This window comes from Bradyrhizobium iriomotense (genome assembly GCF_030160715.1).
In the GTDB taxonomy this organism is placed as follows: domain Bacteria; phylum Pseudomonadota; class Alphaproteobacteria; order Rhizobiales; family Xanthobacteraceae; genus Bradyrhizobium; species Bradyrhizobium iriomotense.
Genome location: NZ_BSOW01000006.1, coordinates 58,122 through 80,258, shown reverse-complemented (window position 1 = coordinate 80,258; position 22,137 = coordinate 58,122). Strand labels below are relative to the sequence as shown.

At 62.8% G+C, this 22,137-nt stretch carries 20 protein-coding genes and 1 pseudogene; 8 read left to right on the top strand and 13 right to left on the bottom strand.

From position 1 onward, the window contains the following. Positions 1 to 166 precede the first annotated feature (166 nt). Together QQL28_RS10550 and QQL28_RS10545 are read left to right on the top strand one after the other, a co-directional pair. Positions 167 to 1,342, top strand: coding sequence for an ABC transporter substrate-binding protein (locus QQL28_RS10550; protein ID WP_284264548.1), 1,176 nt, complete (start codon positions 167 to 169; stop codon positions 1,340 to 1,342). A gap of 40 nt (positions 1,343 to 1,382) precedes the next feature. Beyond that, the gene (locus QQL28_RS10545) at positions 1,383 to 1,835 is read left to right on the top strand and encodes a cupin domain-containing protein (RefSeq protein ID WP_284264546.1); all 453 of its coding nucleotides are present in this window, start codon (positions 1,383 to 1,385) and stop codon (positions 1,833 to 1,835) included. A gap of 97 nt (positions 1,836 to 1,932) precedes the next feature. On the opposite strand, the gene QQL28_RS10540 is transcribed toward QQL28_RS10545, so the two are convergent. From QQL28_RS10540 to QQL28_RS10530, 3 genes are all read right to left on the bottom strand, one after another. Next, positions 1,933 to 3,186 (bottom strand): flavin-dependent oxidoreductase, encoded by a 1,254-nt coding sequence (locus tag QQL28_RS10540; RefSeq protein ID WP_284264544.1) that lies wholly within the window; start codon positions 3,184 to 3,186, stop codon positions 1,933 to 1,935. A gap of 176 nt (positions 3,187 to 3,362) precedes the next feature. Further along, on the bottom strand, positions 3,363 to 4,199 hold the full coding sequence (locus QQL28_RS10535) for an enoyl-CoA hydratase family protein (protein WP_284264542.1): 837 nt from the start codon (positions 4,197 to 4,199) through the stop codon (positions 3,363 to 3,365). 38 nt (positions 4,200 to 4,237) lie between these two features. Then, positions 4,238 to 4,999 (bottom strand): SDR family NAD(P)-dependent oxidoreductase, encoded by a 762-nt coding sequence (locus QQL28_RS10530; protein WP_284264541.1) that lies wholly within the window; start codon positions 4,997 to 4,999, stop codon positions 4,238 to 4,240. A gap of 201 nt (positions 5,000 to 5,200) precedes the next feature. Between QQL28_RS10530 and QQL28_RS10525 the strand changes: the two genes are divergently transcribed. Genes QQL28_RS10525 through QQL28_RS10505 form a run of 5 tightly spaced genes read left to right on the top strand, consistent with a single transcriptional unit; the run spans position 5,201 to position 10,920 of the window. Beyond that, positions 5,201 to 6,019: an alpha/beta fold hydrolase gene (locus tag QQL28_RS10525; RefSeq protein WP_284264539.1), complete on the top strand. Its 819-nt coding sequence runs from the start codon at positions 5,201 to 5,203 to the stop codon at positions 6,017 to 6,019. Next, positions 6,016 to 7,302, top strand: a complete 1,287-nt coding sequence (locus QQL28_RS10520) for an acyl-CoA dehydrogenase family protein (protein ID WP_284264537.1) — start codon at positions 6,016 to 6,018, stop codon at positions 7,300 to 7,302. The genes QQL28_RS10525 and QQL28_RS10520 overlap by 4 nt, the downstream gene beginning before the upstream one ends. Before the next feature lie 2 nt (positions 7,303 to 7,304). Beyond that, complete coding sequence (locus tag QQL28_RS10515) at positions 7,305 to 8,840, top strand: class I adenylate-forming enzyme family protein (RefSeq protein WP_284264533.1); 1,536 nt, start codon at positions 7,305 to 7,307, stop codon at positions 8,838 to 8,840. Next, the gene (locus QQL28_RS10510; protein ID WP_284264532.1) at positions 8,837 to 9,931 is read left to right on the top strand and encodes an NAD/NADP-dependent octopine/nopaline dehydrogenase family protein; all 1,095 of its coding nucleotides are present in this window, start codon (positions 8,837 to 8,839) and stop codon (positions 9,929 to 9,931) included. The genes QQL28_RS10515 and QQL28_RS10510 overlap by 4 nt, the downstream gene beginning before the upstream one ends. After that, positions 9,928 to 10,920 carry a 3-hydroxybutyryl-CoA dehydrogenase gene (locus tag QQL28_RS10505; protein WP_284264530.1) on the top strand — a complete coding sequence of 331 codons (993 nt, stop codon included), beginning with the start codon at positions 9,928 to 9,930 and terminating at the stop codon, positions 10,918 to 10,920. The genes QQL28_RS10510 and QQL28_RS10505 overlap by 4 nt, the downstream gene beginning before the upstream one ends. Here the strand turns inward: QQL28_RS10505 and QQL28_RS10500 are convergent. From QQL28_RS10500 to QQL28_RS10475, 6 genes are all read right to left on the bottom strand, one after another. Beyond that, positions 10,917 to 11,963: a 2,5-dihydroxypyridine 5,6-dioxygenase NicX family protein gene (locus QQL28_RS10500; RefSeq protein WP_284264528.1), complete on the bottom strand. Its 1,047-nt coding sequence runs from the start codon at positions 11,961 to 11,963 to the stop codon at positions 10,917 to 10,919. The two genes, QQL28_RS10505 and QQL28_RS10500, sit on opposite strands and share 4 nt — an antisense overlap. Before the next feature lie 38 nt (positions 11,964 to 12,001). After that, on the bottom strand, positions 12,002 to 12,769 hold the full coding sequence (locus QQL28_RS10495) for an ABC transporter permease (protein WP_284264526.1): 768 nt from the start codon (positions 12,767 to 12,769) through the stop codon (positions 12,002 to 12,004). Then, on the bottom strand, positions 12,766 to 13,551 hold the full coding sequence (locus QQL28_RS10490; protein WP_284264524.1) for an ABC transporter permease: 786 nt from the start codon (positions 13,549 to 13,551) through the stop codon (positions 12,766 to 12,768). Before QQL28_RS10490 ends, QQL28_RS10495 begins: the two co-directional genes overlap by 4 nt. Beyond that, complete coding sequence (locus QQL28_RS10485; protein ID WP_284264522.1) at positions 13,548 to 14,393, bottom strand: ABC transporter ATP-binding protein; 846 nt, start codon at positions 14,391 to 14,393, stop codon at positions 13,548 to 13,550. The genes QQL28_RS10490 and QQL28_RS10485 overlap by 4 nt, the downstream gene beginning before the upstream one ends. Positions 14,394 to 14,517: 124 nt before the next feature. Beyond that, positions 14,518 to 16,212 (bottom strand): dihydroxy-acid dehydratase, encoded by a 1,695-nt coding sequence (gene ilvD / locus QQL28_RS10480; protein WP_284264520.1) that lies wholly within the window; start codon positions 16,210 to 16,212, stop codon positions 14,518 to 14,520. Between the two features lie 75 nt (positions 16,213 to 16,287). After that, positions 16,288 to 17,271: an ABC transporter substrate-binding protein gene (locus tag QQL28_RS10475; RefSeq protein WP_284264970.1), complete on the bottom strand. Its 984-nt coding sequence runs from the start codon at positions 17,269 to 17,271 to the stop codon at positions 16,288 to 16,290. A gap of 179 nt (positions 17,272 to 17,450) precedes the next feature. On the opposite strand from QQL28_RS10475, the gene QQL28_RS10470 reads away from it, so the two are divergent. After that, the gene (locus tag QQL28_RS10470) at positions 17,451 to 18,359 is read left to right on the top strand and encodes an NAD(P)-dependent oxidoreductase (RefSeq protein ID WP_284264518.1); all 909 of its coding nucleotides are present in this window, start codon (positions 17,451 to 17,453) and stop codon (positions 18,357 to 18,359) included. A gap of 35 nt (positions 18,360 to 18,394) precedes the next feature. Here the strand turns inward: QQL28_RS10470 and QQL28_RS10465 are convergent, their stop codons facing one another. The 4 genes and pseudogenes from QQL28_RS10465 to QQL28_RS10450 all read right to left on the bottom strand — a co-directional run. Next, complete coding sequence (locus tag QQL28_RS10465) at positions 18,395 to 18,958, bottom strand: flavin reductase family protein (protein ID WP_284264515.1); 564 nt, start codon at positions 18,956 to 18,958, stop codon at positions 18,395 to 18,397. A gap of 9 nt (positions 18,959 to 18,967) precedes the next feature. Then, on the bottom strand, positions 18,968 to 20,197 hold the full coding sequence (locus QQL28_RS10460; RefSeq protein WP_284264514.1) for an acyl-CoA dehydrogenase family protein: 1,230 nt from the start codon (positions 20,195 to 20,197) through the stop codon (positions 18,968 to 18,970). Positions 20,198 to 20,282: 85 nt separating this feature from the next. Then, positions 20,283 to 21,545: a CaiB/BaiF CoA transferase family protein gene (locus tag QQL28_RS10455; RefSeq protein ID WP_284264511.1), complete on the bottom strand. Its 1,263-nt coding sequence runs from the start codon at positions 21,543 to 21,545 to the stop codon at positions 20,283 to 20,285. 219 nt (positions 21,546 to 21,764) lie between these two features. Continuing rightward, a pseudogene (locus tag QQL28_RS10450) lies at positions 21,765 to 21,974 on the bottom strand (hypothetical protein); the annotation flags it as partial. Positions 21,975 to 22,137: the final 163 nt, after the last annotated feature.

Below are 22,137 nucleotides of genomic sequence, written 5' to 3'. Positions count from 1 at the left end.
TTAGGCTTCAAGCAATTGGCGCGCCGCTTGCATGCGGCGCCGGGCTGATGGCGCGACGCAGGATGCCGCAGCTTCGGCTCTGCTTGCCGCGGATGCCGTCATCAGAATAAGCTTGGATCGAACGACAGGGCTGTAGTGTAAGCGCGAGCATATCGGGGAAAAAATCATGAAGAAGCAATTGAAGTTGGCGGGATTGGCCCTGCTCGTCGGCGCCGCGCTGGATCCGGCACTTGCGCAGGAGAAGATCAAGCTCGGCGTGATCGTGACCTTGTCGGGACCCGCCGCTGCGCTCGGCCAGCAGGTTCGCGACGGTTTCGCGCTCGCGGTCAAGGATCTCGGCGGCAAGATGGGTGGCCGCGATGTCGAGGTCGTCGTGGTCGATGACGAGTTGAAGCCGGATGCGGCGGTGACCAAGGTCAAGGGCCTACTCGAGCGCGATAAGGTCGATTTCGTGGTCGGGCCGATCTTCTCCAACATCCTGCAGGCGATCCATCGCCCGGTCACGGAGTCCAAGACATTCCTGATCAGCCCGAATGCCGGCCCATCGACCTACGCGGGCAAGGACTGTAGCCCGTTCTTCTACGTGACCTCTTACCAGAACGACCAGGTGCACGAGATCCTCGGCAAGGTGGCCCAGGATCGCGGCTACAAGCGCATGTATGTGATGGTGCCGAACTATCAGGCCGGCAAGGATTCGGCGGCCGGTTTCAAGCTCGACTACAAGGGCGAGATCGTCGAGGAATCCTACATGCCGCTCAACACGCTGGACTTCCAGCCGGAGCTTTCGAAGATTTCTTCGCTCAAGCCCGATGCGCTCTTCACCTTCATGCCGGGTGGCCTTGGCGTGAACCTCGTCAAGCAGTACCGGCAGGCTGGGCTTGCCGATACGATCCCGGTGCTGTCGGCCTTCACGGTGGACGAGTCGACCTTGCCGGCGCAGCAGGATGCAGCGGTCGGCATGTTCGGCGGCGCGAACTGGGCGCCCAACCTCGACAACCCCCAGAACAAGAAGTTCGTCGCGGCCTATGAAGCCGCCTACAACGGCGTGCCTGGCACCTATGCTTTCCAGGCCTACGACGCAGCGATGTTGATCGACAGCGCAGTCAAGGCGGTGAAGGGCGACCTCTCCAACAAGGACGCGGTGGGTGCGGCCCTGAAGAAGGCTGACTTTACCTCGCTGCGCGGCACCTTCAAATTCAACACCAACGGCTATCCGATCCAGGATTTCTATCTGACCAAGGTCGCCAAGCGCCCCGACGGAAAATTCCAGACCGAGATCGTTCAAAAGGTCTTCGAGAACTACGGCGACCGCTACGCCAAAGACTGCAAGCCGGCAAACTGAAATGCCGCGTTGAGCCTGGAGTATAAAGGGAGGATTTCAAGTGAAGAGCGAGATCACCGGTATCACGAGGGCCAATGAGGGGATCCAGGGCATTTCCTGGAACATTCTCGGCCAGACCTATGTGCCAAAGAGCTATGCCGAGCACAGCTTCTCCTGGCATGCGACGCTGCCGCCCGGCACCTTCGTGCCGCCGCATATCCACCCCGATCAGGACGAGTATCTCTACATGCTGGAGGGAAAGCTCGATTTCCTGCTCGGCAATACCGAAGCGCAGGCAACGCCGGGCGATCTGATCCGCCTTGGCATGGGCGTCCCGCACGGCATCTTCAACAAATCGGACCAGACGGCGAAGGTGCTGTTCTGGGTATCACCGAGCCGCAAACTCTATGACCTGTTCTGGGGCCTTCACAACATGAAGGAGCAGAAGCCCGAGGACGTCGTCGCGATGGCCGCGGAGTTCAACATCCATTTCCTGCCCCCGCCGCCGTCCTAAAGCATGATCCGGAAAAATGTGAAGCGGTTTTCCGAAAAGATCATGCGCAAACAACAACCTAAGGCGCGATGACGATTTATCCCAATCTCATCGCGCTTTAGGACGCCCTGACGGCGGCAAGACCTGGCACTGCGGCGAAGCCCGCTTTTGTCGCGTAGCCGCGCACGATCGCCTCGCGCTGCGAGTAGCTGAGGACGTTCTCGACATTGTCGAAACCGTCCGGCGCGAGCTGCTCGACCGCGTCGATCACGCCTTCGGGGCCGCCGCGACGATTGGAGCGAACGATTTCCGCCGTCATTGGCAGGCGCTTCTTCTCGTATTCGACCAGCGCCTGGCGCGGGTGCTCGGAGCGTGCCAGCAGATCCGCAAGGCAGCGCGCATCGAGAATGGCCTGAGACGCGCCGTTCGAGCCGACCGGATACATCGGATGCGCGGCATCGCCCAGCAACGTGACCCGCCCCAACGACCAATAGGGCAAGGGATCGCGGTCGCAGGTGGGATACTCGTAGAACTCTGGCGTTGCCGAGATCAGGGTCTTCGCATCGATATAGGGCACCGAGAAGCGCGCAACGTGCGGCATCAGCTCCTCGCGACGCCCGGGCCGCGACCAGTCCTCCTTGCGCGGCGGCGGCGCATTGCCCTCGCCGATCTTCACCAGCACCGCCCAGTTCGTGAGGCGGCTCGCGGGGCTCGAGCCCTCCGCGATCGGATAGACCACGACCTTGGCGTTCAGGCCACCGGCAACGATCATCGACTTGCCGGTGAGGAAAAGCGGCCAGTCGCGCGCGCCACGCCACAGCATCAGGCCGTTCCAGCACGGCGGCCCCTCGCTCGGAAACAACGTCTCGCGCACACGGGAATGGATGCCATCAGCACCGATCAGGATATCACCACGCGCCGTGTGGACGTGCCCGCCGGAGCGATCGAAGAAGTAGGCGGTGACGCCGCCTTCATCCTGAGTGAAGGCGCCGAGGCGACAACCGGTGTGAATGACCTCGGGCCCGAGCCGCTCTTCGACCGCGCGGTGGATGACGCCTTGCAGGCGACCACGATGAATCGAGAATTGCGGCACGTCATGACCTGCGTCGATGCCGCGCGCTTCGCGCCAGACTTCCTGACCGTGACGATTGAGATAATAGAGCTGGTCGGTGCGGATCGCGACCTCGTCGAGCTTCGGCAAGAGACCGAGCCCGGCAAGCTCGCGCATCGCATGCGGCAGGGTGTTGATGCCGACGCCGAGCTCGCGAATGGTATCGGCTTGTTCAAAGATCTCGCAAGCAATGCCGCGCGCGCGCAGCATCAACGCCGTGGTGAGACCTCCGATACCGCCACCGACGATAATCGCCTTCATCGCCCAAACTCCACTCGATACACGCCAGGCAACGGGGTTAACGTCGCATGGGCGGTCACTCCGCCGCAAGCGGCTTTATCGCCCTCGCCTTCCACGCCAGCTTAGGTCTTGGGCTTAGCCTTAATTAACAGCTCCTCGAAAATCCCGCCGTTCGTCTATTCTGCTGCGGTGCGGGCTTAATCGCCCCTGAAAACCGGCTTGACCTTGTTGGCGAAGGCCTCGAAAGCGCGTTCGAAATCGGCCGTCGTCATGCAGAGCGCCTGCGCCACGGCTTCCGCCTCGATCGCCTCTTCCACCGACATGGCCCATTCCATCGCCAGCATCCGCTTGGTCATGGTATTGGCGAAACTCGGGCCTTCCGCGACCTGTTTCGCCAGCAGCTGCGCCTGTGGCAGGACCTGATCCGTCGTGACGATGCGGCTGAAGAAGCCCCAGCGCTCACCTTCCTCCGCGGTCATGAAACGACCGGTGTAAAGCAGCTCCGAGGCCCGCGACTGGCCAATGATCCGCGGCAGGATAGCGCAGGCGCCCATGTCGCAGCCGGCGAGTCCAACCTTGTTGAACAGAAACGCGACCTTCGCACCGCTCGCCGCCAGCCGCATGTCCGATGCCATGGCGACGATCGCGCCGGCACCGGCGCAGATACCCTCGACAGCGGCGACGATCGGCTGCGGGCAGGCTCGCATCGCCTTCACGAGATCGCCGGTCATCCGCGTAAAGGCGGTTAGCCCTTTGGTGTCCATCTTGACGAGGGGGCCGATGATCTCGAACACGTCGCCGCCCGAGGAGAAATTGCCGCCGGCGCCCGTGACGACGATGGCCTTCACCGCGTCGTCGAACGCGCAGGCGCGGAAGAAGTCGGTGAGCTCGCGATAGCTCTCGAACGTCAGGGGATTCTTTCGGTCCGGGCGATTCAACGTGACCGTGGCCACATGGTCAACCACTGCAAGCAGGAAATGCTGCGGGGAATAATCCGCCAGCGGCACGGTCACGGGATTGGCTGGTCTGCTCATGAGGACTCCCTGTCGTTCTCGTTCCGCTACCTTGCGGTCTATATTTCGCCACCGGCGACCGCGATCGCCTGCCCCGTGATTGCGCCGGCGCCATCACCGCACAGCCAGAGCACAGCGTCGGCCACTTCCTGAGGCGTGACGAGCCGGCCTTGCGGGTTGTGCCGCGCGAGATCGGTGATCGCTTGCTCGCGGCTCCGCCCTGTCTTCTTCACGATGGTCTCGATGCTGTCGGCAACGAGGTCCGTATCGGTAAATCCCGGGCAGACTGCATTCACCGTGATATTAGTGCTCGCCATTTCCAGCGCCAGCGAACGCACGAGCCCGACCACGGCGTGCTTGGCAGCGGTATAAGCACTGACATAGGCATAGCCTTTCAGGCCCGCAGTCGATGCGATCGCGACGACGCGGCCGTAAGGCCGATCCTTCATCCCGGGCAACACGGCCCGGACGGCGTGCACCACGCCCATGAAATTGACGTCCATCATCCGGGCAAAGAGCGCGGCGTCCGATTTCGCGAACGGGGCGGACTCCGCACTGCCGGCATTCGCGATCAGGATATCGATAGGCTGTCGCTCGGCCGCCTTCGTGATTGCAGCCCTCAGCGCCACTTCATCCGAGACATCGGCGACAGCGGCAAAATGCGCGGCCCCTGCACTAACGGCCTCTTCCAAAGTCGCGGCGTTGCGGCCGAGTACGGTGACCGTGGCGCCCGCCCCTGTCAAAGCTGCTGCGATCGCGCGACCAATGCCGCGGCCGCCGCCTGTCACCAGCGCATGCGAAGAACGCGGCAGTCCGGACATGTGCAGCCTCCCTGACGGCATCGGCTCGTCGAGCTTTTCCGGATATATTTTAAGCTTAAAGTTTTTGCAATGGAAGCCCCTGCTTCAGCTCTTGCAGGGGCCGGCCCGGAAATTGCTTTAAGTATAAAGTTGTCCCTTCCCATCCCCGACAAGCCTGTTAGCATCGGTAGAAGAGCAAGAGGAAGCCGTGTGCAGCAAACGATGCCGACGATAACCAGGGATGGACGCTTTGCCTATGAGGCCGCAGGCAGTCCGGAGGCGGTGTCTTTGGTCTTTCTGCATGGCATTGGCGGTGCCGCGCGTGCCTGGCGCCACCAGCTTGCCACGTTCGGCAGTCGTTTTCGTGCGATTGCCTGGGACATGCCGGGCTATGGCGGGTCGAAACCGCTCCCCAACGTCAGCATCACCGCATTGGCGGAGGCCTTGCAGGAGTTCCTCCAACAGATCGAAGCCGACAAGCCCGTCCTGGTTGGCCATTCGATCGGCGGGATGATCGTGCAGCAATGGCTGGCGCAATACCCCCGCGCCGCACGCGCCGTCGTATTGGCGCAGACCAGCCCGGCCTTCGGCAAGGCCGACGGTGACTGGCAAAAATCGTTCATTGCGGCGCGGCTTGGCCCGCTCGATCGCGGCGAGACCATGAACTTGCTCGCCCCCTCCCTGGTCAAGGAACTGGTTGGCGAGAATCCCGATGCGAAGGGCATGGATGTCGCACGTGACTGCATGGCCAGCGTGCCGGAGGCGAGCTATCGCGCGATGATGCTCGCCTTGATCGGATTCGACCTGCGGAGCGCGCTCAAGGACATCGCCGTTCCGACGCTGCTCTTGTCGGGATCCAGGGACAACAATGCCCCTGCGCCGATGATGGCGAAAATGGCGGGCTATATTCCGGCGGCGCGCTATGTGGAACTCGCCGGCGTCGGTCACCTCGCCAATCTCGAACGTCCCGACGCGTTCAACCAGGCAATCGACGCGTTTCTGGAGTCAAGCGTGGCCAAAACACAGGCGACCGGGCAATGACCATGCAAGTCGGCAAGACCAGCACGGCTGACAAGCTCGCGCTCGACGCGCCGATCTTCGATCCCGTTGCATTCCGCCTGGACAGCGAGCAGACCGACATCATCGCGCTGGCGCGGGAGATCGGCCAGAGTGTGTTCGCGGGCCGCGCCGCGGCCTATGATCGCGACGCGGTGTTCCCAACCGAGAACTACCTGGATCTGCACCGCGTTGGCCTGCTCGGCATCACTATTCCCAAGAAGCATGGTGGACTGGGGGCCGGCTACCAGACCTATGCGCTCGCTGCGGCCGAGATCGGCCGCTATTGCGGAGCGACCGCGCTCACCTGGAACATGCATGTGTGTTCGACCCTGTGGTCGGGTCCGCTGGCCGACGACCTCGACATGGATGACGCGACGCGCGCGGAGCACGAGCGGCGCCGCGCGATCCACTACAAACGCATCATCGAGGATGGCGCGATCTACTCGCAGCCTTTCTCGGAAGGCGGCGCCGCGGCCGCAGGCGGCGTTGCCTTCGGCACCAAGGCGAAACCCGTCAGCGGCGGCTGGATCATCAACGGCAAGAAGATCTTTGCCTCGCTCTCGGGACATGCCGACTATTACGGCGTGCTCTGCACCGAGATACACGAAGGCGAAAAGGCCTCACGGCGACACACGCTCTACCTTGCCATTCCTTCCAGAACGGAAGGCGTATCAGTCGTCGGGGATTGGGATCCGCTTGGGATGCGCGGCACGGTCTCGCGCACACTCCTGTTCAAGGACGTGTTCGTGCCGGAAGATGCCGCACTAATGCCGCGCGGCGTCTATTTCCAGGCGGCGCTGCGCTGGCCGCACATGTTCCTGACGCTGTCACCGACCTATATGGGCCTTGCACAGGCGGCCTATGACTTCACATTGCGCTATCTGCGCGGCGAGGTTCCCGGCATGCCGCCGGTCAAGCGCAGGATGTATCCGACCAAGCAGATCGCGGTCGCTCAGATGCAGATCAAGCTCGAGCAAATCAAGGCGATCTGGTTTCAGGCCATCACCGAGGCCCGCGCCAATCCGAGCAAAGAGCAGGTGCTGCGGGCCTACGCGGCCCAATATTCTGTCATGGAAGGCGCCAACGAGCTCGCAACCCTGGCGATCCGCACCTGCGGCGGCCAGGCCATGCTCAAATCATTGCCGCTGGAGCGTATCTATCGCGACAGCCGTTGCGGCTCGCTGATGCTGCCCTGGACCGCCGAGCTCTGCCTCGATCGCATCGGGCGCGAGGCGCTGTACGAGCCCGGCGAATCGGACGACTGACGGTGGACCTCTGTCATCTGATCGATCGCAACGCGGCGTTCGCGCCGGACAAGCCCGCGATCCATTTCGAAGGCGAGAGCCTGAGCTATGCGGCGTTCGCGAAGCGCATCGAGCGGACCGCCGGCGCTCTGAAAGCCGAGTTCGGCGTCGGTCGCGGCGATCGCGTTGCGATCCTGAGCCTGAATAGGCCCGATTACCTCGTCTTGCTCTATGCCTGCGCGCGGCTTGGCGCGATCCTGGTCCCGCTGAACTGGCGGCTCGCGGTTGCCGAGCAGCTTTTCATTCTCGCGGATGCTGGCGCCAAGGTGCTTGTGCTCGAACAGGCCTTTGCCGGCGTTGTTCCGGAGTTGGAGCGAAGCCTGCCGGGCGTCAGCCTTCTCGGTTTCGACTTCGCGCCGCCAAATGGCAGCACGTTCGCCTCACTGCTGGAACCTCGCGAGGGCGATGCGCGCGACCCGCACGCCGATCTGTCCTGCCCTCTGCTCATCGTCTACACGTCGGGCACGACCGGCCGGCCGAAGGGCGCGGTGCTGCGCCAGGACGCGCTGTTCTGGAACGGCGTCATGAGCCAGCACATGCACAACATGACCTCGGACGATCGTGTGCTGACCGTGCTGCCCTTCTTCCACGTCGGCGGGCTCAACATCCAGACCACGCCGGCGCTGCAATTGGGCGCGACGGTCACGATCCATTCGCGTTTCACGCCGGAGGCAACGCTCGCGAGCTTCGAACGCGACCGGCCGACATTGACCGTTCTGGTGCCGACCACAATTCAAGCCGTGACCGACCATCCCGGCTGGGCCGAGACTGACCTTTCATCATTGAAGGCCCTTGCGACCGGCTCGACCATCGTGCCACCGCACCTGATCGAACGCTTCGTCGCGCGCAGTGTTCCGGTCTTGCAAGTCTATGGCTCCACGGAGACCTGCCCCATCGCCGTCTATACGCGGCTCGGAGGAGACCTGTCGCGGGCGGGCTCGACGGGTCTTCCCGGGCTCTGCTGTGAAGCGAAGGTGATCGGCGACGACGGCAACGAGGTGCAGCCGGGAACGCCAGGCGAGATCGCGGTACGCGGCCCCAATGTCTTCTTCGAATATTGGGGCAATGTGCACGCGACGCGCGAAGCGCTGCAAGACGGCTGGTACCGCACCGGCGATATCGGCCTGCGCGACGTGGAGGGCTATTTCTGGATCCGGGATCGCAAAAAAAACGTGATCATCTCCGGTGGCGAGAATATCTATCCGGCCGAGGTCGAGCGCGTTTTGCTGGAGCATCCAGACGTCAGCGAATGTGCGGTGATCGGCAGACCTGATCCGCGCTGGGATGAGGTGCCGATCGCCTATGTGATCCCACGATCAGGCCACCGGCCCGAGGCTGACGAGTTGAAGGCGCATCTCCAGGCACAACTGGCGCGCTACAAGGTTCCACGCGAGATCGTCTTTGTCGGCGACCTGCCGCGCACGGCGCTGGGCAAGGTCCAGCATTTCCTGCTGAAGCAGCTCGATACACAGTCCCGCGCACAAGGAGAAGTCAGTTGAAGATTGCAGTGCTGGGTGGCGGTAACGGCTCGTTCGCCGCCGCCGGTGATTTCGCGCTCTCCGGACACGAGGTTCGGCTCTGGCGTCGCGACCAGGATCAAGTTGCGGCCCACCGCGCGGCCGGTTCGCGCATCCTCGTCAAGGACCACAACGGCGCGCACGACGTGAAGCTCGCGCTGGTCACGACCGATATCGCCGACGCGGTCAGCGGCACCGAGCTGATCCTGTGCCCCGCACCGGCGTTTGCCCAGCCGGATATCGCTCGCCTGCTTGCGCCGCATTTGCGGGACGGACAGGTCGTGTTTCTGCCACCGGCAACCTTCGGCTCGATGATCTTCGCGCTCGCCATGCGCGACTCCGGCAATCGCGCCAGGGTGAGCTTTGCCGAAACCGGCACGCTGCCCTGGCTCACGCGCAAGCACGGGCCGTTCGAGGTCGCGATCACGATCCGCGCCAAACGATTGCCGGTCGGCGTGTTCCCACTGAACTTGGCCGCGCACGCACTCGAAGTGATCGGCCGCGCACTTCCAGGTGCGATTGAACCCTGTGGAGACGCTCTCTCCGGCGCCTTGATGAACGCAGGCGCTATCATTCACCCGCCGCTGATCGTCATGAACGCAGGTCCAATCGAGCATTTTGAGCGCTGGGACATTCACAAGGAAGGCACGCAGCCGGCGATCCGCCGGGTGACGGATGCGCTCGATGCCGAGCGCATCGCGGTGCGCGAAAGGCTCGGTTACGGCGCACCGCATTTTCCACTCGCCCATCACTACGCAAAGGAGGGCGAAATCTGGATGTATGGCCGCGGCTCGCACGACCGCCTCACCGACTCCGGCGATTGGCGCGAGCGTATCGTGCTCAGCGACCACCGTTACATGCGGGAAGATCTGCGGCTGGGGCTCTCGTTGCTCGTCTCGGTCGCCGAACTGGCCGGCATTGCAACGCCGCTCGCAAGAGCCTTCCTCGCCATCGGCGGGGTGATCTGCGGCGAGAATTTTGCGGAAGGAGGCCGTACGCTCACAACCTTGGGTCTCGGCCAACTCAGTCAGGCCGACTTGCAGACGCTACTGCGTGAGGGCTTTGACCGATGACCGCCCGCACCAACATCGCCTGTCTCGGCGCCGGCCGCATGGGGCGTGGGATTGCGGTCGCCTTCGCTTATGCGGGGCACGCTGTCACCATGATCGACGTCAAGGCACGTTCTGCGGAGGACTTCGCAAGGCTTGAGGCGGATGCATTGAGCGAAGTTCGCAAGACATTCGCGAGTCTGGCGCGCCTTGGACTGCTCACCGATGCGCAGGCCGACACGCTTATCAAGCGGGTCTCGGTGGTGCCAGCCAATCAAGACGACGCAGCGCTCTCTAGCGCAGGCCTGGTTTTCGAAGGCGTGCCTGAAGTCGTCGAGCTCAAGCGCGAGGTTCTTGCGGCCGCCTCTAAGCGGGTTGGGCGCGACACGATCATTGCCTCTACGACTTCGACGATCCTGGTCGACGATCTCTCCGGTGCGATCGAACATCCCGGCCGTTTCCTTAACGTGCACTGGCTCAATCCGGCCTATCTGATCCCGCTCGTCGAGGTCTCGCCAGGCGCGGCCACCGATCCGGCCGTTGTAGATCAGGTGAAGGCGCTGCTCGAAGGCATCGGCAAGGTGCCGGTGGTCTGCGCCGCAACGCCCGGTTTCATCGTGCCGCGCATCCAGGCGCTCGCCATGAACGAGGCTGCGCGCATGGTCGAGGAAGGCGTTGCCAGCGCCGAGGAGATCGACAAGGCGATCCGCTACGGGTTCGGCTTCCGCTATGCGGTCCTTGGCCTCCTGGAGTTCATCGATTGGGGCGGCGGCGACATTCTCTACTACGCCAGCCGCTATCTCGAAGGCGCGCTCGGCAGCGACCGCTATCGCGCACCTGAAGTCATTTCCCGCAACATGCAGGAAGGCCGGATCGGACTCCGTACCGGCGCGGGCTTCCTCGACTATTCAGGCCTCGATGTCGACGCCTATCGCGAGACGCGGCTGAAGGCGATGGTCGACCTGCTCCGGCACTTTGGCCTTGCGCGGCCGCCAGTGCTCGGCGGCGGCTAGCCGAACACGTCCTGCAGCACGCCGTCACGCACGACCGCAACGCCGTCGAGCTCGATCGTGGTTCCCATCATCGGCAAATCGAAATGTCCCGCCGTGTAGCGGCCGGCAAATTCATTCGCCCCGGTCGAGAACAGGAAGTTGCCGGAGACCGCGCGCAGCTCGGTGCCGTTGGTGTCGCGCTGATCGTACATCGACAACGCCTCGTAGCGCGCGCCCGGATTCATGCCGAACCCGACATGCGACACCGCATAGGCCTCCCGGTCACCCCAGGCAGCGAGATAGGCGCGCATCATCGCAGCATCAGTGCCCTCGCCCTCGAGTTCGACGACATAATCGTCTTTCAGCGTCATCTTAACTGACGAGGTCAGGTAACGCTTGAAGGTGAGATTGATGTCGCCCGGCGCCATGACCAGTGTCCCGTTGATGGTCCCGCTCTTCGGAAAGCTGACGACGATGCCGCCCGGCCAATGCGCCAACGTGCCCGGCTTGTCGGTCCACCCCCAGACCCCGACCGTCGAAGCGCCAACCATGTCGACATCGAGCGCGGTGCCTGCCTTCGAGGTGACGCGCATCCGCTTCGTCCCACGCAGCATCTTCGCCGCCGCGCGAACCCGCTTTTCGAGCGTTGGATCTGGCATCATGCGCTCGAGCGCTTCAGGGTGTTCGTTGGAGATCACCAGAATGCGGGCGCCGGCCTTGAGGATCTCAGGCGTCTCCACCGCATGCATCAAGCCTTCGATGGTGCAGTCGACCACGAAACCGGCCTGCTGGAGGGCGCTGATGACGGGCGCCATCCGCTGGATTGCCTCGCTCGCTCCTGTGGAACGGACGGGCACGATGTGGCGGTTTCTCGGAGTGGGCATGACGACATGGAACGCTCGTGCACCCAGACGCAGCAGAGCGAGCTCCGCCAGATGCACGTTGAGCGCACGCGACTGGGTTTCCGAAAGAATGGCGGCCGTATCGCCGGCCTTGACCGCGCACCGCTCAAAGACCTCGCAGAATGCGTCGATCCATTTTGCCTCGATGCGATCCGCCAGCATGGTTCACTCCCTGATGTCCCTGTTCTTGTTCGGTCAGATCACGCTTCTGGAAAGCCCCGCAGCAGGTACGATCGCGCGGCTTGCAGCAGGGCGTTCAGGATCAATCCCAGCAGGGAGATGGTGATCAACGGCACGAACATGTCAACGGCCTGGAACGTGCGGGCCGCAGTGATGAGCACATGGCCAAGGCCATCGGTCGACGTGATCATCTCGGCCAGGAACACCACGATGCACGAAATGACAAGCCCGATCCGGCAACCCGTCAGGATCGACGGCATCGCGGCCGGCAGTACGACCTTGAGCAAGATCTCCCGCCGCGGCGTACCAGCCGCCATCGCCGACCAGATCAGCTTCTGCTCTACGGTGGAGGCACCATAATAGGTGGACAAAAGGATCGGGAACAGCGCATCCGCAGCAACGAGCGCGATCTTCGATTCATGACCGAAGCCGAGCAGCAGCAACAGTGCCGGATAAAGCGCGACCTTGGGCAGCGGCGCAAGAACCCGTACAAGCGGGCGCACGGTCGCATTGATCGCAGGACTCGCGGCCGCCACCATACCGACGCCGACGCCCAGAGCGACCGCAATCAGGAAGCCGGTGAATAATCGAAACAGGGTCGCGATGATCTCCTGCTGAAAACTGAAGGTCACAAGCTGTTGCAGCAGTCGCGAAAAGACGAGTCCTGGCGGGGGCAGCAAAGCGACAGGCGCAAGTTCAAACGATACCAGGCCCTGCCATAACGCGATGAGCAAGGCGATCGGCAGAAGCCCGAGGAGTACGTCCGTAGAGAGCGCGCGCGAGGTCATGAAAAGCTCAGGGGCATGTCGAATTGGGGCTCCGACCATCGCACCAGGCGTGCCCGGACCTTCTCGAAGGCAGCATCAAGACCTATTCCCATGGCGCCGACGATGATGATCATGGCGAAGACGGTGTCGTACTGGCCCATGTCGAGCGCATTGAAGAGGATATTGCCTGCGCCGGACTGGCGGGCGATCATCTCGCTGGTGATCATGGTGATCAGCGCCAGCACGAGCCCAGTACGACAACCAGTCAGGATCTCCGGCAACGCCGCTGGCAGCACGATGCGAACCAGGCATTGCGCCGCCGACAATCCCATGGCGGCCCCGGACCATAGCATCTTCTCTTCGACCGCCTTGGCGCCTTCAAAGCTGTGATAGATTACCGGCAGGCTGACGCCGAGGAAGATGACAAGCGTCTTGGCGATATCGCCGACGCCCAGCCAAAGCATGATGATCGGCATCAAGGCCGCCTTTGGCACGGGATAGATCACCATGAGCAGCGGATTGAAGAAAGCCGCCACCGTGCGGCTTCGCCCCATCAGGAGCCCGAGCGGGATCGAAACGGCGACGGCTGCGGCGAAGCCGATGGCCATGCGGCGGAGCGAGGCCAGGATATTGATCAGGGCCTCCTTGTCGCCAAGGATGGCCGGAACCGCACGCATGGCCTCAAGCGCCGTCGGGAAACTGTCGTTCTTCAAGGCAAGCGCCGCGACCTGCCACGCCGCGAGCAGCCCGATGCAGGCGAGCAAGGGAGCAACGCGCCGGCCGATGGCAGCGGACGAAGTCATGGGTTCACACCAGCCTCGTCGATGTCATCGAACATGCGTTCGATATCGACGACGTATTTCTGATAACGCGGGTCGAGCAACAGCTCGGTCCGCCGGCGCGGCCGCGGCAGATCGATATCGATCACCTGCCGGATACGGCCGGGAGATCGCGACATCATCACGACCTTGTCCGAAAGAAACACCGCTTCATCGACGGAGTGAGTCACGAACAGAACCGTCTTCCGGTCGCGCTCCCAGATGTTGAGGAGGTCATTCTGAAGCCGCGTACGCGTATGAGCATCGAGCGCGCCGAACGGCTCGTCCATCAGCAGCACTTCGGGATGGTAAGCGAGCGTGCGGGCAAGCGCGACGCGCTGCTTCATTCCGCCTGACAGTTCCTTCGGAAAGAAATTCTCGTAGCCCTTGAGGCCGACCATCTCGATCAGCGCGCGGCTTTGTGCTTCCGCTTCAGTCGCGCGGACACCCTGCTGACGCGGCCCGTACATCACGTTGCCGAGGACGGTTTTCCATGGAAAGAGCGCGAACTCCTGAAACACCGGCCCGCGATCGGGCCCGGGTGCCGTGATCGTCTTGCCCTTCACCTTCGCAGAGCCGCTGGTCGGACTGACGAAACCGCCGACGATGTAGAGAAGTGTCGACTTGCCGCAGCCCGACGGCCCGAGGATGGAGACGAAAGCGCCGTCTTCGATCGTCAGCGAGATATCCGACAGCGCGAGATGATCCTTGCGCGCCGACGTTTGAAAAACTTGCGAAACGTGGTCGATCTCGATCATTGCGGTCGCCGGCTGTCGCGCCGGCCCCGGAGTCGCCACCTCACTCGATCTTGAAGGCAACACCTTCATGCCGTCCCTTGCCTCATGCGTGCGCGCCCCCGAATACGAACGACCTGTTCAATTCAATTTCCCTTAACGGTTGACATCGGCTCAGCAAGTAACTTGCCAGGACGAATTCCGACGCTCGAAACGCTCACTTGAACCAGGGCCATTCCGCCGGTCCTTCGTGAGTGACCGCTCCGCCCGGAGCTTGCCCAACCAGGCGCGCATACTTTGCAAGGGCGCCAGCACGATGGCGAGGCGGCCGCGGCTTCCAGTCGCGCCGGCGTGTTGCGAGCTCTTGTTCATCGATTAACAGATCCATACGACGGCCGCCGGCGTCGATCCTAATTCGATCGCCGTCGCACACCAGCGCCAACGGGCCCCCGACAAAGGCTTCCGGGGACACGTACCCGATACACATGCCGCGTGTCGCGCCGGAAAAACGCCCATCGGTGATGAGGGCGACCTTCTCGCCCATGCCCTGGCCATAGATCAGCGCCGTGACGCCGAGCATCTCGCGCATGCCGGGGCCGCCGACCGGTCCCTCATTACGGATCACGAGGACTTCACCTGCCTTGTAGCTGCGGTTACGGACGGCCTGGACACAGGCCTCTTCATCCTCGAAGACACGCGCTGGTCCTTCAAAGGACAGATTCTTCAGCCCCGCAACCTTGATCACGGCGCCATCCGGGCAGAGACTGCCCTTCAACACCGCGACGCCTCCGTCATTCATGATGGGCGCGCCGGCCGGATAGATGACTTCGCCATCCGGCACATTGGCGCTGGCATAGTCCTCGGCAAGTGTACGACCGGTAATCGTCAGGGCGCTTCCGTCGATATGCCCACTCTGAACGAGCTCCCGGATCACGACGGCCGCTCCTCCGATATCGTAAACGTCCTTTGCAGTGTACTTGCCACCGGGACGCAGATTCCCAATCAGCGGCGTGCGGGCAAAAACCTCGCCGACATCATCGATCGTGAAGGAGATCCCGGCCTCGTTCGCTATTGCCGGCAGATGCAAGGCCGCATTCGTCGAGCCGCCGGTGGCGGCGACAATCGCAGCGCCATTTTCCAGCGCCCTCCGTGTCACGATATCGCGCGGCAGTGGCCCGCCGCGCTCGAGCATGTCCATGACGAGCCGGCCCGCACGGCGCGAGACCTGCGCGCGCTCCGGATACACGCCGGGGATCATCGAGCAATTGGGGATGGTGAGGCCCATCGCTTCCGAAACCATCGCCATGGTGTTGGCGGTGAATTGTCCGGCGCACGCGCCGATGGTCGGCAGGCAGCTCCGCTCGATCTTTTCGAGCGTGGTACCGTCGATCTCACCGGTCATGAACCCGCCGACCGCCTCATAGGAATCGAGGACGGTCAGCGTTCGTCCTTCCAGTCGGCCTGGCAATGCACTGCCGCCGTAGATGAAGATCGACGGCACATTGCAGCGGATCATCCCCATTATCACGCCGGGAAGCGTCTTGTCGCAGCCGCCGAAGCCGATCAGTGCATCGTAGGCAAGGCCGTGAACGACGGCTTCGATGGAATCGGCGATCAGCTCACGTGAAAAGAGGGAGAACTTCATCCCCTCGTGATTCATGCTGATGCCGTCGGACACCGAGATCGTCGTGAACTCGCGCGGCGTTCCGCCGGCTTCCTCGATACCCGCCTTGGCGGCCTCGACCTGGAAATCATGCGTCATGTTGCAGGGCGTCTGCTCGCCCTTCATGCTGACGACGCCGATCATGGGTTTGGCGAGGGCCGCGTCGTCCAATCCCATCGCACGCATGAAGGCGCGATGCGGCGCGCGGTCAAGGCCGTCAGTCGTTACCCGTGAGCGCAGCTTCTTCATGCCTGTATCATCTACATTCGGCGTCCCACGCAATATTGGGACGCCGCAGATCGTTCCGGCTATTCGCCAGGTTGTCTATTGCAGCGGCGCAACGATGGTCGGATGCTTGAACTGCGCGACATCCAGTTTCGGCAGCATGCCGGTCTCGGCGTAGATATCCAGCATCTTCTGGATCGCTGGGAAGTTCGGCGCAGCGCCCGGATCTCGTCCGAAATCATTGTCCTTGAGCAAGTAGGTGTCGAGGACCGGGATCGGCGCCTTGAGGACCTCCGAGACCACTTTCAACGTCTCCTCGCGGTTTGCCAGCGCCTTCTTCATGCCCGAGGTGATGTCGCGCACATAGGCTTTCACCAACTCCGGATTCTTGTCGACGAAATCGGCGCGGCAGGCTTCGAGGATGTGCACGATGTTCGGCATGGCCTGCGACAGCGAAAACAGCTTGCGCGTGCCACCCTTTGCTTCCGCCCGCGCAGCGAATGGCTGGTTCATGTTGACGGCGTCGACCCGGCCCTGCCGCAGGGCGTCTTCCGAGACCGCAAATCCGACCTCGACGAGCTTGATGTCCTTTGCGGGATCGATGCCATTCTGCTTGAGCAGCATGTTGAAGGGCCCCTGGGTGCCGCCTCCGATCACGGAAATGCCGACCGTCTTGCCCTTGAGATCGGCGATCGTCTTGATCGGCGAATCGTCCATCACCGCCCAGTAGACCGAAAAGCCGCCCGGCTTCTCAAAGACGTGCTGAGCCACGATGTAGGCCTTGAGATTGCCGCCAACCACGCCGTTGGACAGCGACAACGGCGCCTGCGTCGCGCAGTCGAGCGCGCCGGCGGCGAGCGCCTGCGTCATGGGCGCGGTGCCCTGGAATTGTGTCCATTCGATATTGTAGGTCTTGCCGAGATCGGGAAATTCCGCCGGCCGCCGCATCATCCAATATTTGGATTCCTCGGCCGGGATGGTCCAGCCGACACGGATCGTCTGCTGTGCCCGCGATGAGCCTGCGCTGGCGGCGAGTGCCGCCACCGTCCCAAATGCCAGGACCCACTTTGAAACCGTCCGCATCATGCCCGCTCCGCTACTTCGGCGCCGACCGACGCCACCCAACCCGACCAGGAGCCAAATGTTTCATGGTTCAAACAGTCAGGCAAGCCATGCCCGCCGCCGCAATTTCCCCATCACCACCCGATGTATGCTAGGGCGACATTCAACCAGCATTGCACCGCGACAGAAGGAAGCGACCCATGGCTGAATCCGCCGGCGCGAAGGCGCACCCCGCCGAGAAGCTCGGTTATCTCGGCCTGGGATTGATGGGTGCCCCCATGACCTGGCGACTGCTCGCGGCTGGCTTTGACGTGGCGATCTGGAACCGCTCGGCCGCGAAGGCGGCTCCCCTGGTCGAAGCCGGCGCAAAGCGCGCGGCCAGCCCCCGCGACGTTTTGACCAGCGCCAGCATCGTTTTCATGTGCCTGACGGATGCCGCAGCGGTCGAGGACGTGATCTTCGGCCCCGAAGGACTGTCGGCAGTCGCCGGCGCGGGCAAACTCGTCGTCGACTTCTCATCCATCCATCCGGATGCCGCGCGCGACATCGCTGCGCGGCTCAAGGCGGCAAACGGTATGGGCTGGATCGACGCGCCGGTCTCGGGCGGCACGAAAGGAGCAGAGGAAGGTACGCTAGCGGTCATGGCGGGCGGAGACGCCACCGATATCGAGAGAGTGCGGCCGTACGTCCTCGCAATGGCACGCAGGCTCACGCACATGGGCCCAATTGGTGCCGGACAGACTACCAAACTCTGCAACCAGGTGATCGTTGGCTGCGCGATGGCCGTCCTCGCCGAAGCAACGCGCCTTGCCGTGAACGCCGGGATCGACGCAGGACGGCTTCCGGAAGCCCTCGCCGGAGGCTTTGCCGATTCCATTCCCCTCCAGCTCTTTGTTCCGCGGATGGTTCAGGGCATTCATTCCCCGCCGCTCGGCCACATTGCGACGATGATGAAGGACCTCGACACCATCGCCGATGTCGCCCACGCCACCTCAACGCCCGTACCGATGGCTTCGCTCGCGGGGCAGCTGTTCAGGCTGGCAAGCGCGAGCCGCGGCGCGGATGCCGATGCACTGGAGATCTACAAGCTCTCTGCGCCGAAGGGTTGAATTAGTTTGAGCGCTGCGCGCCGAACCGGCCCATCTTACGAGGACTTCTGGCGATCATCCTCCGCCAAGAAACGACCGTAGCTCCCCCGCGCAAAAAGCAGCGGCTCGTTTCGATTGTAGGAGTAGGCCTCGACGGCTCCAAGAAAGATCACGTGGTCGCCGCCGTAATATCGATTGACGGACCGGCACTGAAAATTGGCAACACTTTCCGCAAGCACCGGCGCATTGCCGAGCCCGGGGCTCCAGTCAACAGCGGTGAACTTGTCGTCTGAGGATTTTGCGAACTTGTTCGCAAGCGCCTGCTGCGAGGCGCCGAGCACATTGACCGCGAAATGGCTGGCATTCTGAAACACGGTCAGGCTCGACGAATAGACCACGAGGCTCCAAAGCACGAGCGGTGGATTGAGCGACACCGACGCAAACGAATTGCACGTCAGACCATAAGGTTTGGCGTCGGGCCCCGCCGCAGTAATGATGGTCACGCCGGTCGCATAGGTGCCGAGGGCATTGCGAAAATCGCGCGGGTCGATCGGCGAGCTGTCGCTCGCCAATTCGTTGGCCGGGTCGGCGGCCGGCGGCTGCTTGGGCAAATCAGTCATCGGCCGGCCTCACAGCGTCAGGTTCTCGGACGGCAGGCCGAGCGCCACGCGGCCGTAATTCGTACCAGCCGCGTCGAAGTTGAACGCGAGGTGCGAGTTGATGGCGTGAGCATCGCGGAATTGCCGCTGCAAGACGCCGCTCGTGAACAATCCACGCGCGCCGCTCGCGGCAAACAGCATCGACACCGCCTCGGTACACAGATTGACCGAGAATGCGCCGTCGCGCCTGTACTTGGTCTTGCCTGCCATGCTCGGAACGTGGCCACGCCGCGCATCCTCCATGGCAACCGCACAGGCCGAGCGCATGATCAAGCGTGCGGCATCGATCTTCGCGGAGGCATCGGCAATCTTGATCTGGGTGCTCTGGAAATCGCTCAGCTTGGCGCGGTTGTAGGTCGATATGCGATGGCGCACGACCTCGACATAGTCATCCAGGCACGCCTGTGCGTTTCCGAGCGCGACGCCGGACAGAACGTATGGAAACAAGGAAAATACCGGCAGTGCATAAAGCGGATTGGGATTGGCCACGCTTCCGGGCGTTGGACCTCCAGCTAGATTGCCGACGGCGACTGTCATGTAGTCGGGAACGAAGGCATCCCTGACTTCCACATCGCTCGAACCGGTGCCGCGCAGTCCCGCCGCGTTCCACGTGTCGAGGATCTTGTAGTCCTTCTTGGGAAGCAGGAAGATGCGATACTCGATGCCGTCGGCCTCATCATCGGAGTAGACCACGCTCGCAAGCATGTTCCATTCGCAGGACGCAACGCCCGAGGAGAACGGCCAGCTTCCGTGCAGCCGATAGCCGCCCTCGGTCTTCCGGGCGCGACCGGCGGGGAAAATGAACGACGAGGCGATCAGGGCATTGGCATCGTGGCCCCAGACCAAAGTCTGGGCCTTCTCCTCGAACATGCCGAGCATCCAGTGGTGGCTCGCCAGATTGGCAAAATTCCAGGCCACTGAAGCGTCTGCCTGCCCAAGCAGATCGGCACAATCGATCAGCGCAACGTATTCGAGCTCCGATCCTCCGAAGCGCCTGGGCTGAAGGATCCTGAACAGGCCGGCCTCATGAAGGTCCTGCTCGGTTTCGGGCGGCAGGCATCGAAGCTCCTCCGTCCGCGCCGCGCGCTGGCGCAATTGAGGGACGAGCGCCCTGGTACGGGCGATCATCGCGGCATAGGCACGCTCACCGGTCTCAGCCTCCGGCTGGGCCGCACCTGTGATGGGATTGCCGGCCACCATTCGTGTCCCTCGTTTCTCGACTGTTATGCGGCCGGAAGCCCGCCAAATCAAGACGATGCAATGTCAGCGGCAGGATCCAGCCGGGTTACCCCGATCGCCGGCCTGATCCGAAGACGCCGTTCTCCGCAAGCTCGGCGAGCCGTTGCTCGTCATAACCAAGCGTCTCGCGCAAGACGTCCCTGGTGTGCTCACCCAACAGCGGCGCCGCGACGGGCTCAATTGCGGGCGTGAGATTCATGGACAGCGGAGATTCGATGTTGGGCACCCAGCCCGCCGTGGGGTGCGGGATCCGGTTCAGCCGTTGCCGCTCTCGCGCCTCGGGCGCATTGAAGCCTTCCTCGACGGTGCGAAGATAGCCAACCGGGATGTTGGCCTGCTTCATCTTCATCATCCAGTTCTCGAGGCGATCGGTTGCAAACACCTCGGCAATGGCGGCGCGCAGCCTCTCCTTGTTCTCGGACCGCGCTTTCCGCGTTGCGAAGCGAGGATCGGTGATGAGGTCGGGACGATCAAGCACCTCAACGACCAGGCGCCGGTACAGCCTGTCATTGGCGCAGGCCATGTAGAGAGGTCCGTCAGATGCCTCATAGACTCCGACGGTGGGAGAACCGCTCGGCGAATTGCCAAATCGTCCGGGATTCTGGCCATTGATCAGATAGGCCATGCCGTAGAAGCCGGTCATGGCCATCGCAATATCAAACAGCGCGACTTCAACGTGCTGCCCGCGACCCAGCTTCTGCCGGGCCAGCAGCGCGAGCAGGATGGCGTTGCCAGCCGCCATCCCTGTCGCCATGTCAACGATCGGCGGACCAGTCCGGACCGGGGGACCATCGGGGAAGCCGTTGAGCGACATGAAGCCGCTCTCGGCCTGGGTGATGGGATCAAAGCCGGGCCGCGAGGCAAACGGCCCGGTCCGACCATAGGCGGAGATCGAGCAATAAATCAGCAGCGGATTGATCGGCGCGACCGATTCGTAATCGAGGCCGAACTTCTTCATGACGCCGCCCGAGAAATTCTCGACGACCACGTCCGCCTTGCGGATCAGCTCGCGTGCCACCTCGCGCGCGGCCGGCACTGCGAGATCCAGCGCGATGCCGCGCTTGTTGCGATTGAGGCTGAGGAAGGCGGCGCTCTCGCCTCCGATCTCGGCGTGTTCATAGGCCCGCGTATCGTCGCCGCCGTCGGGGTTCTCGATCTTGATGATCTCTGCGCCGAAATCGCCAAGCATTTGCGTGCAGGCAGGTCCCGCAACCACGCGCGTGAAATCGATGACCAGCAGTCCGTCGAGCGCCGTAGGCCCGTTCCCGGCGCGCGGTGGGCGCTCCGGCAGTTGCTGCTGATCGAACATGCGCGCTTTCTCCCTACTCGGCTTGTTGCCGCCGAATGCCGACTTTAAAGCCCGCCGCACGCCACGGCGCAAGTCCCCTGCACGTTTCCGATCATAAGGCCCGCACAGCGAGTCGATCAAAACACAAAAAGCGGCCCGGCAGCATCAAGCTGCCGGGCCGTTTTTTTTCGTAAGGACGCGTTTCCACAACGATGGCCCTGATCTCGTCATCCCGAATGTTCACCGCTTGATGATCCTTGCGACGTTTTCGAACCCGCGCTTGGCGAAATAGAATGAGACCACGAGATTTGCGGTGACCGAGGCAAAACCTGCAAGAGGATCAGTCGAACCAAGACCGAGCACCTTGTCGAAGACGAGGAGCTTCGAAAAGTAGATCGCAACGCAATAGCCCATCAGCTTGTCCGGCTCATACCAATGCCCGATCTCCGCAAGTCACCCGGCCTAGTTGTGACGATCTTCGCGCACCACCGCTTGCAGACGCGCTTTTCACAGCGAACAAGCCTGCGGCTGCGGGTAAGACGGCCGGGCATCGGAATGAAAAAACCCGCAGCGGATTTGCGCGCGCAAGCGCGAGCGCGATCAGATAAGCCGT

Excerpts from the sequence above, each read along its gene's own strand:
- QQL28_RS10550 (WP_284264548.1), top strand. The coding sequence starts at position 167 with ATGAAGAAGCAATTGAAGTTGGCGGGATTGGCCCTGCTCGTCGGCGCC.
- QQL28_RS10540 (WP_284264544.1), bottom strand. The coding sequence starts at position 3,186 with ATGAAGGCGATTATCGTCGGTGGCGGTATCGGAGGTCTCACCACGGCG.
- QQL28_RS10535 (WP_284264542.1), bottom strand. The coding sequence starts at position 4,199 with ATGAGCAGACCAGCCAATCCCGTGACCGTGCCGCTGGCGGATTATTCC.
- QQL28_RS10530 (WP_284264541.1), bottom strand. The coding sequence starts at position 4,999 with ATGTCCGGACTGCCGCGTTCTTCGCATGCGCTGGTGACAGGCGGCGGC.
- QQL28_RS10525 (WP_284264539.1), top strand. The coding sequence starts at position 5,201 with ATGCCGACGATAACCAGGGATGGACGCTTTGCCTATGAGGCCGCAGGC.
- QQL28_RS10520 (WP_284264537.1), top strand. The coding sequence starts at position 6,016 with ATGACCATGCAAGTCGGCAAGACCAGCACGGCTGACAAGCTCGCGCTC.
- QQL28_RS10505 (WP_284264530.1), top strand. The coding sequence starts at position 9,928 with ATGACCGCCCGCACCAACATCGCCTGTCTCGGCGCCGGCCGCATGGGG.
- QQL28_RS10500 (WP_284264528.1), bottom strand. The coding sequence starts at position 11,963 with ATGCTGGCGGATCGCATCGAGGCAAAATGGATCGACGCATTCTGCGAG.
- QQL28_RS10495 (WP_284264526.1), bottom strand. The coding sequence starts at position 12,769 with ATGACCTCGCGCGCGCTCTCTACGGACGTACTCCTCGGGCTTCTGCCG.
- QQL28_RS10490 (WP_284264524.1), bottom strand. The coding sequence starts at position 13,551 with ATGACTTCGTCCGCTGCCATCGGCCGGCGCGTTGCTCCCTTGCTCGCC.
- QQL28_RS10485 (WP_284264522.1), bottom strand. The coding sequence starts at position 14,393 with ATGAAGGTGTTGCCTTCAAGATCGAGTGAGGTGGCGACTCCGGGGCCG.
- ilvD (WP_284264520.1), bottom strand. The coding sequence starts at position 16,212 with ATGAAGAAGCTGCGCTCACGGGTAACGACTGACGGCCTTGACCGCGCG.
- QQL28_RS10475 (WP_284264970.1), bottom strand. The coding sequence starts at position 17,271 with ATGCGGACGGTTTCAAAGTGGGTCCTGGCATTTGGGACGGTGGCGGCA.
- QQL28_RS10470 (WP_284264518.1), top strand. The coding sequence starts at position 17,451 with ATGGCTGAATCCGCCGGCGCGAAGGCGCACCCCGCCGAGAAGCTCGGT.
- QQL28_RS10465 (WP_284264515.1), bottom strand. The coding sequence starts at position 18,958 with ATGACTGATTTGCCCAAGCAGCCGCCGGCCGCCGACCCGGCCAACGAA.
- QQL28_RS10460 (WP_284264514.1), bottom strand. The coding sequence starts at position 20,197 with ATGGTGGCCGGCAATCCCATCACAGGTGCGGCCCAGCCGGAGGCTGAG.
- QQL28_RS10455 (WP_284264511.1), bottom strand. The coding sequence starts at position 21,545 with ATGTTCGATCAGCAGCAACTGCCGGAGCGCCCACCGCGCGCCGGGAAC.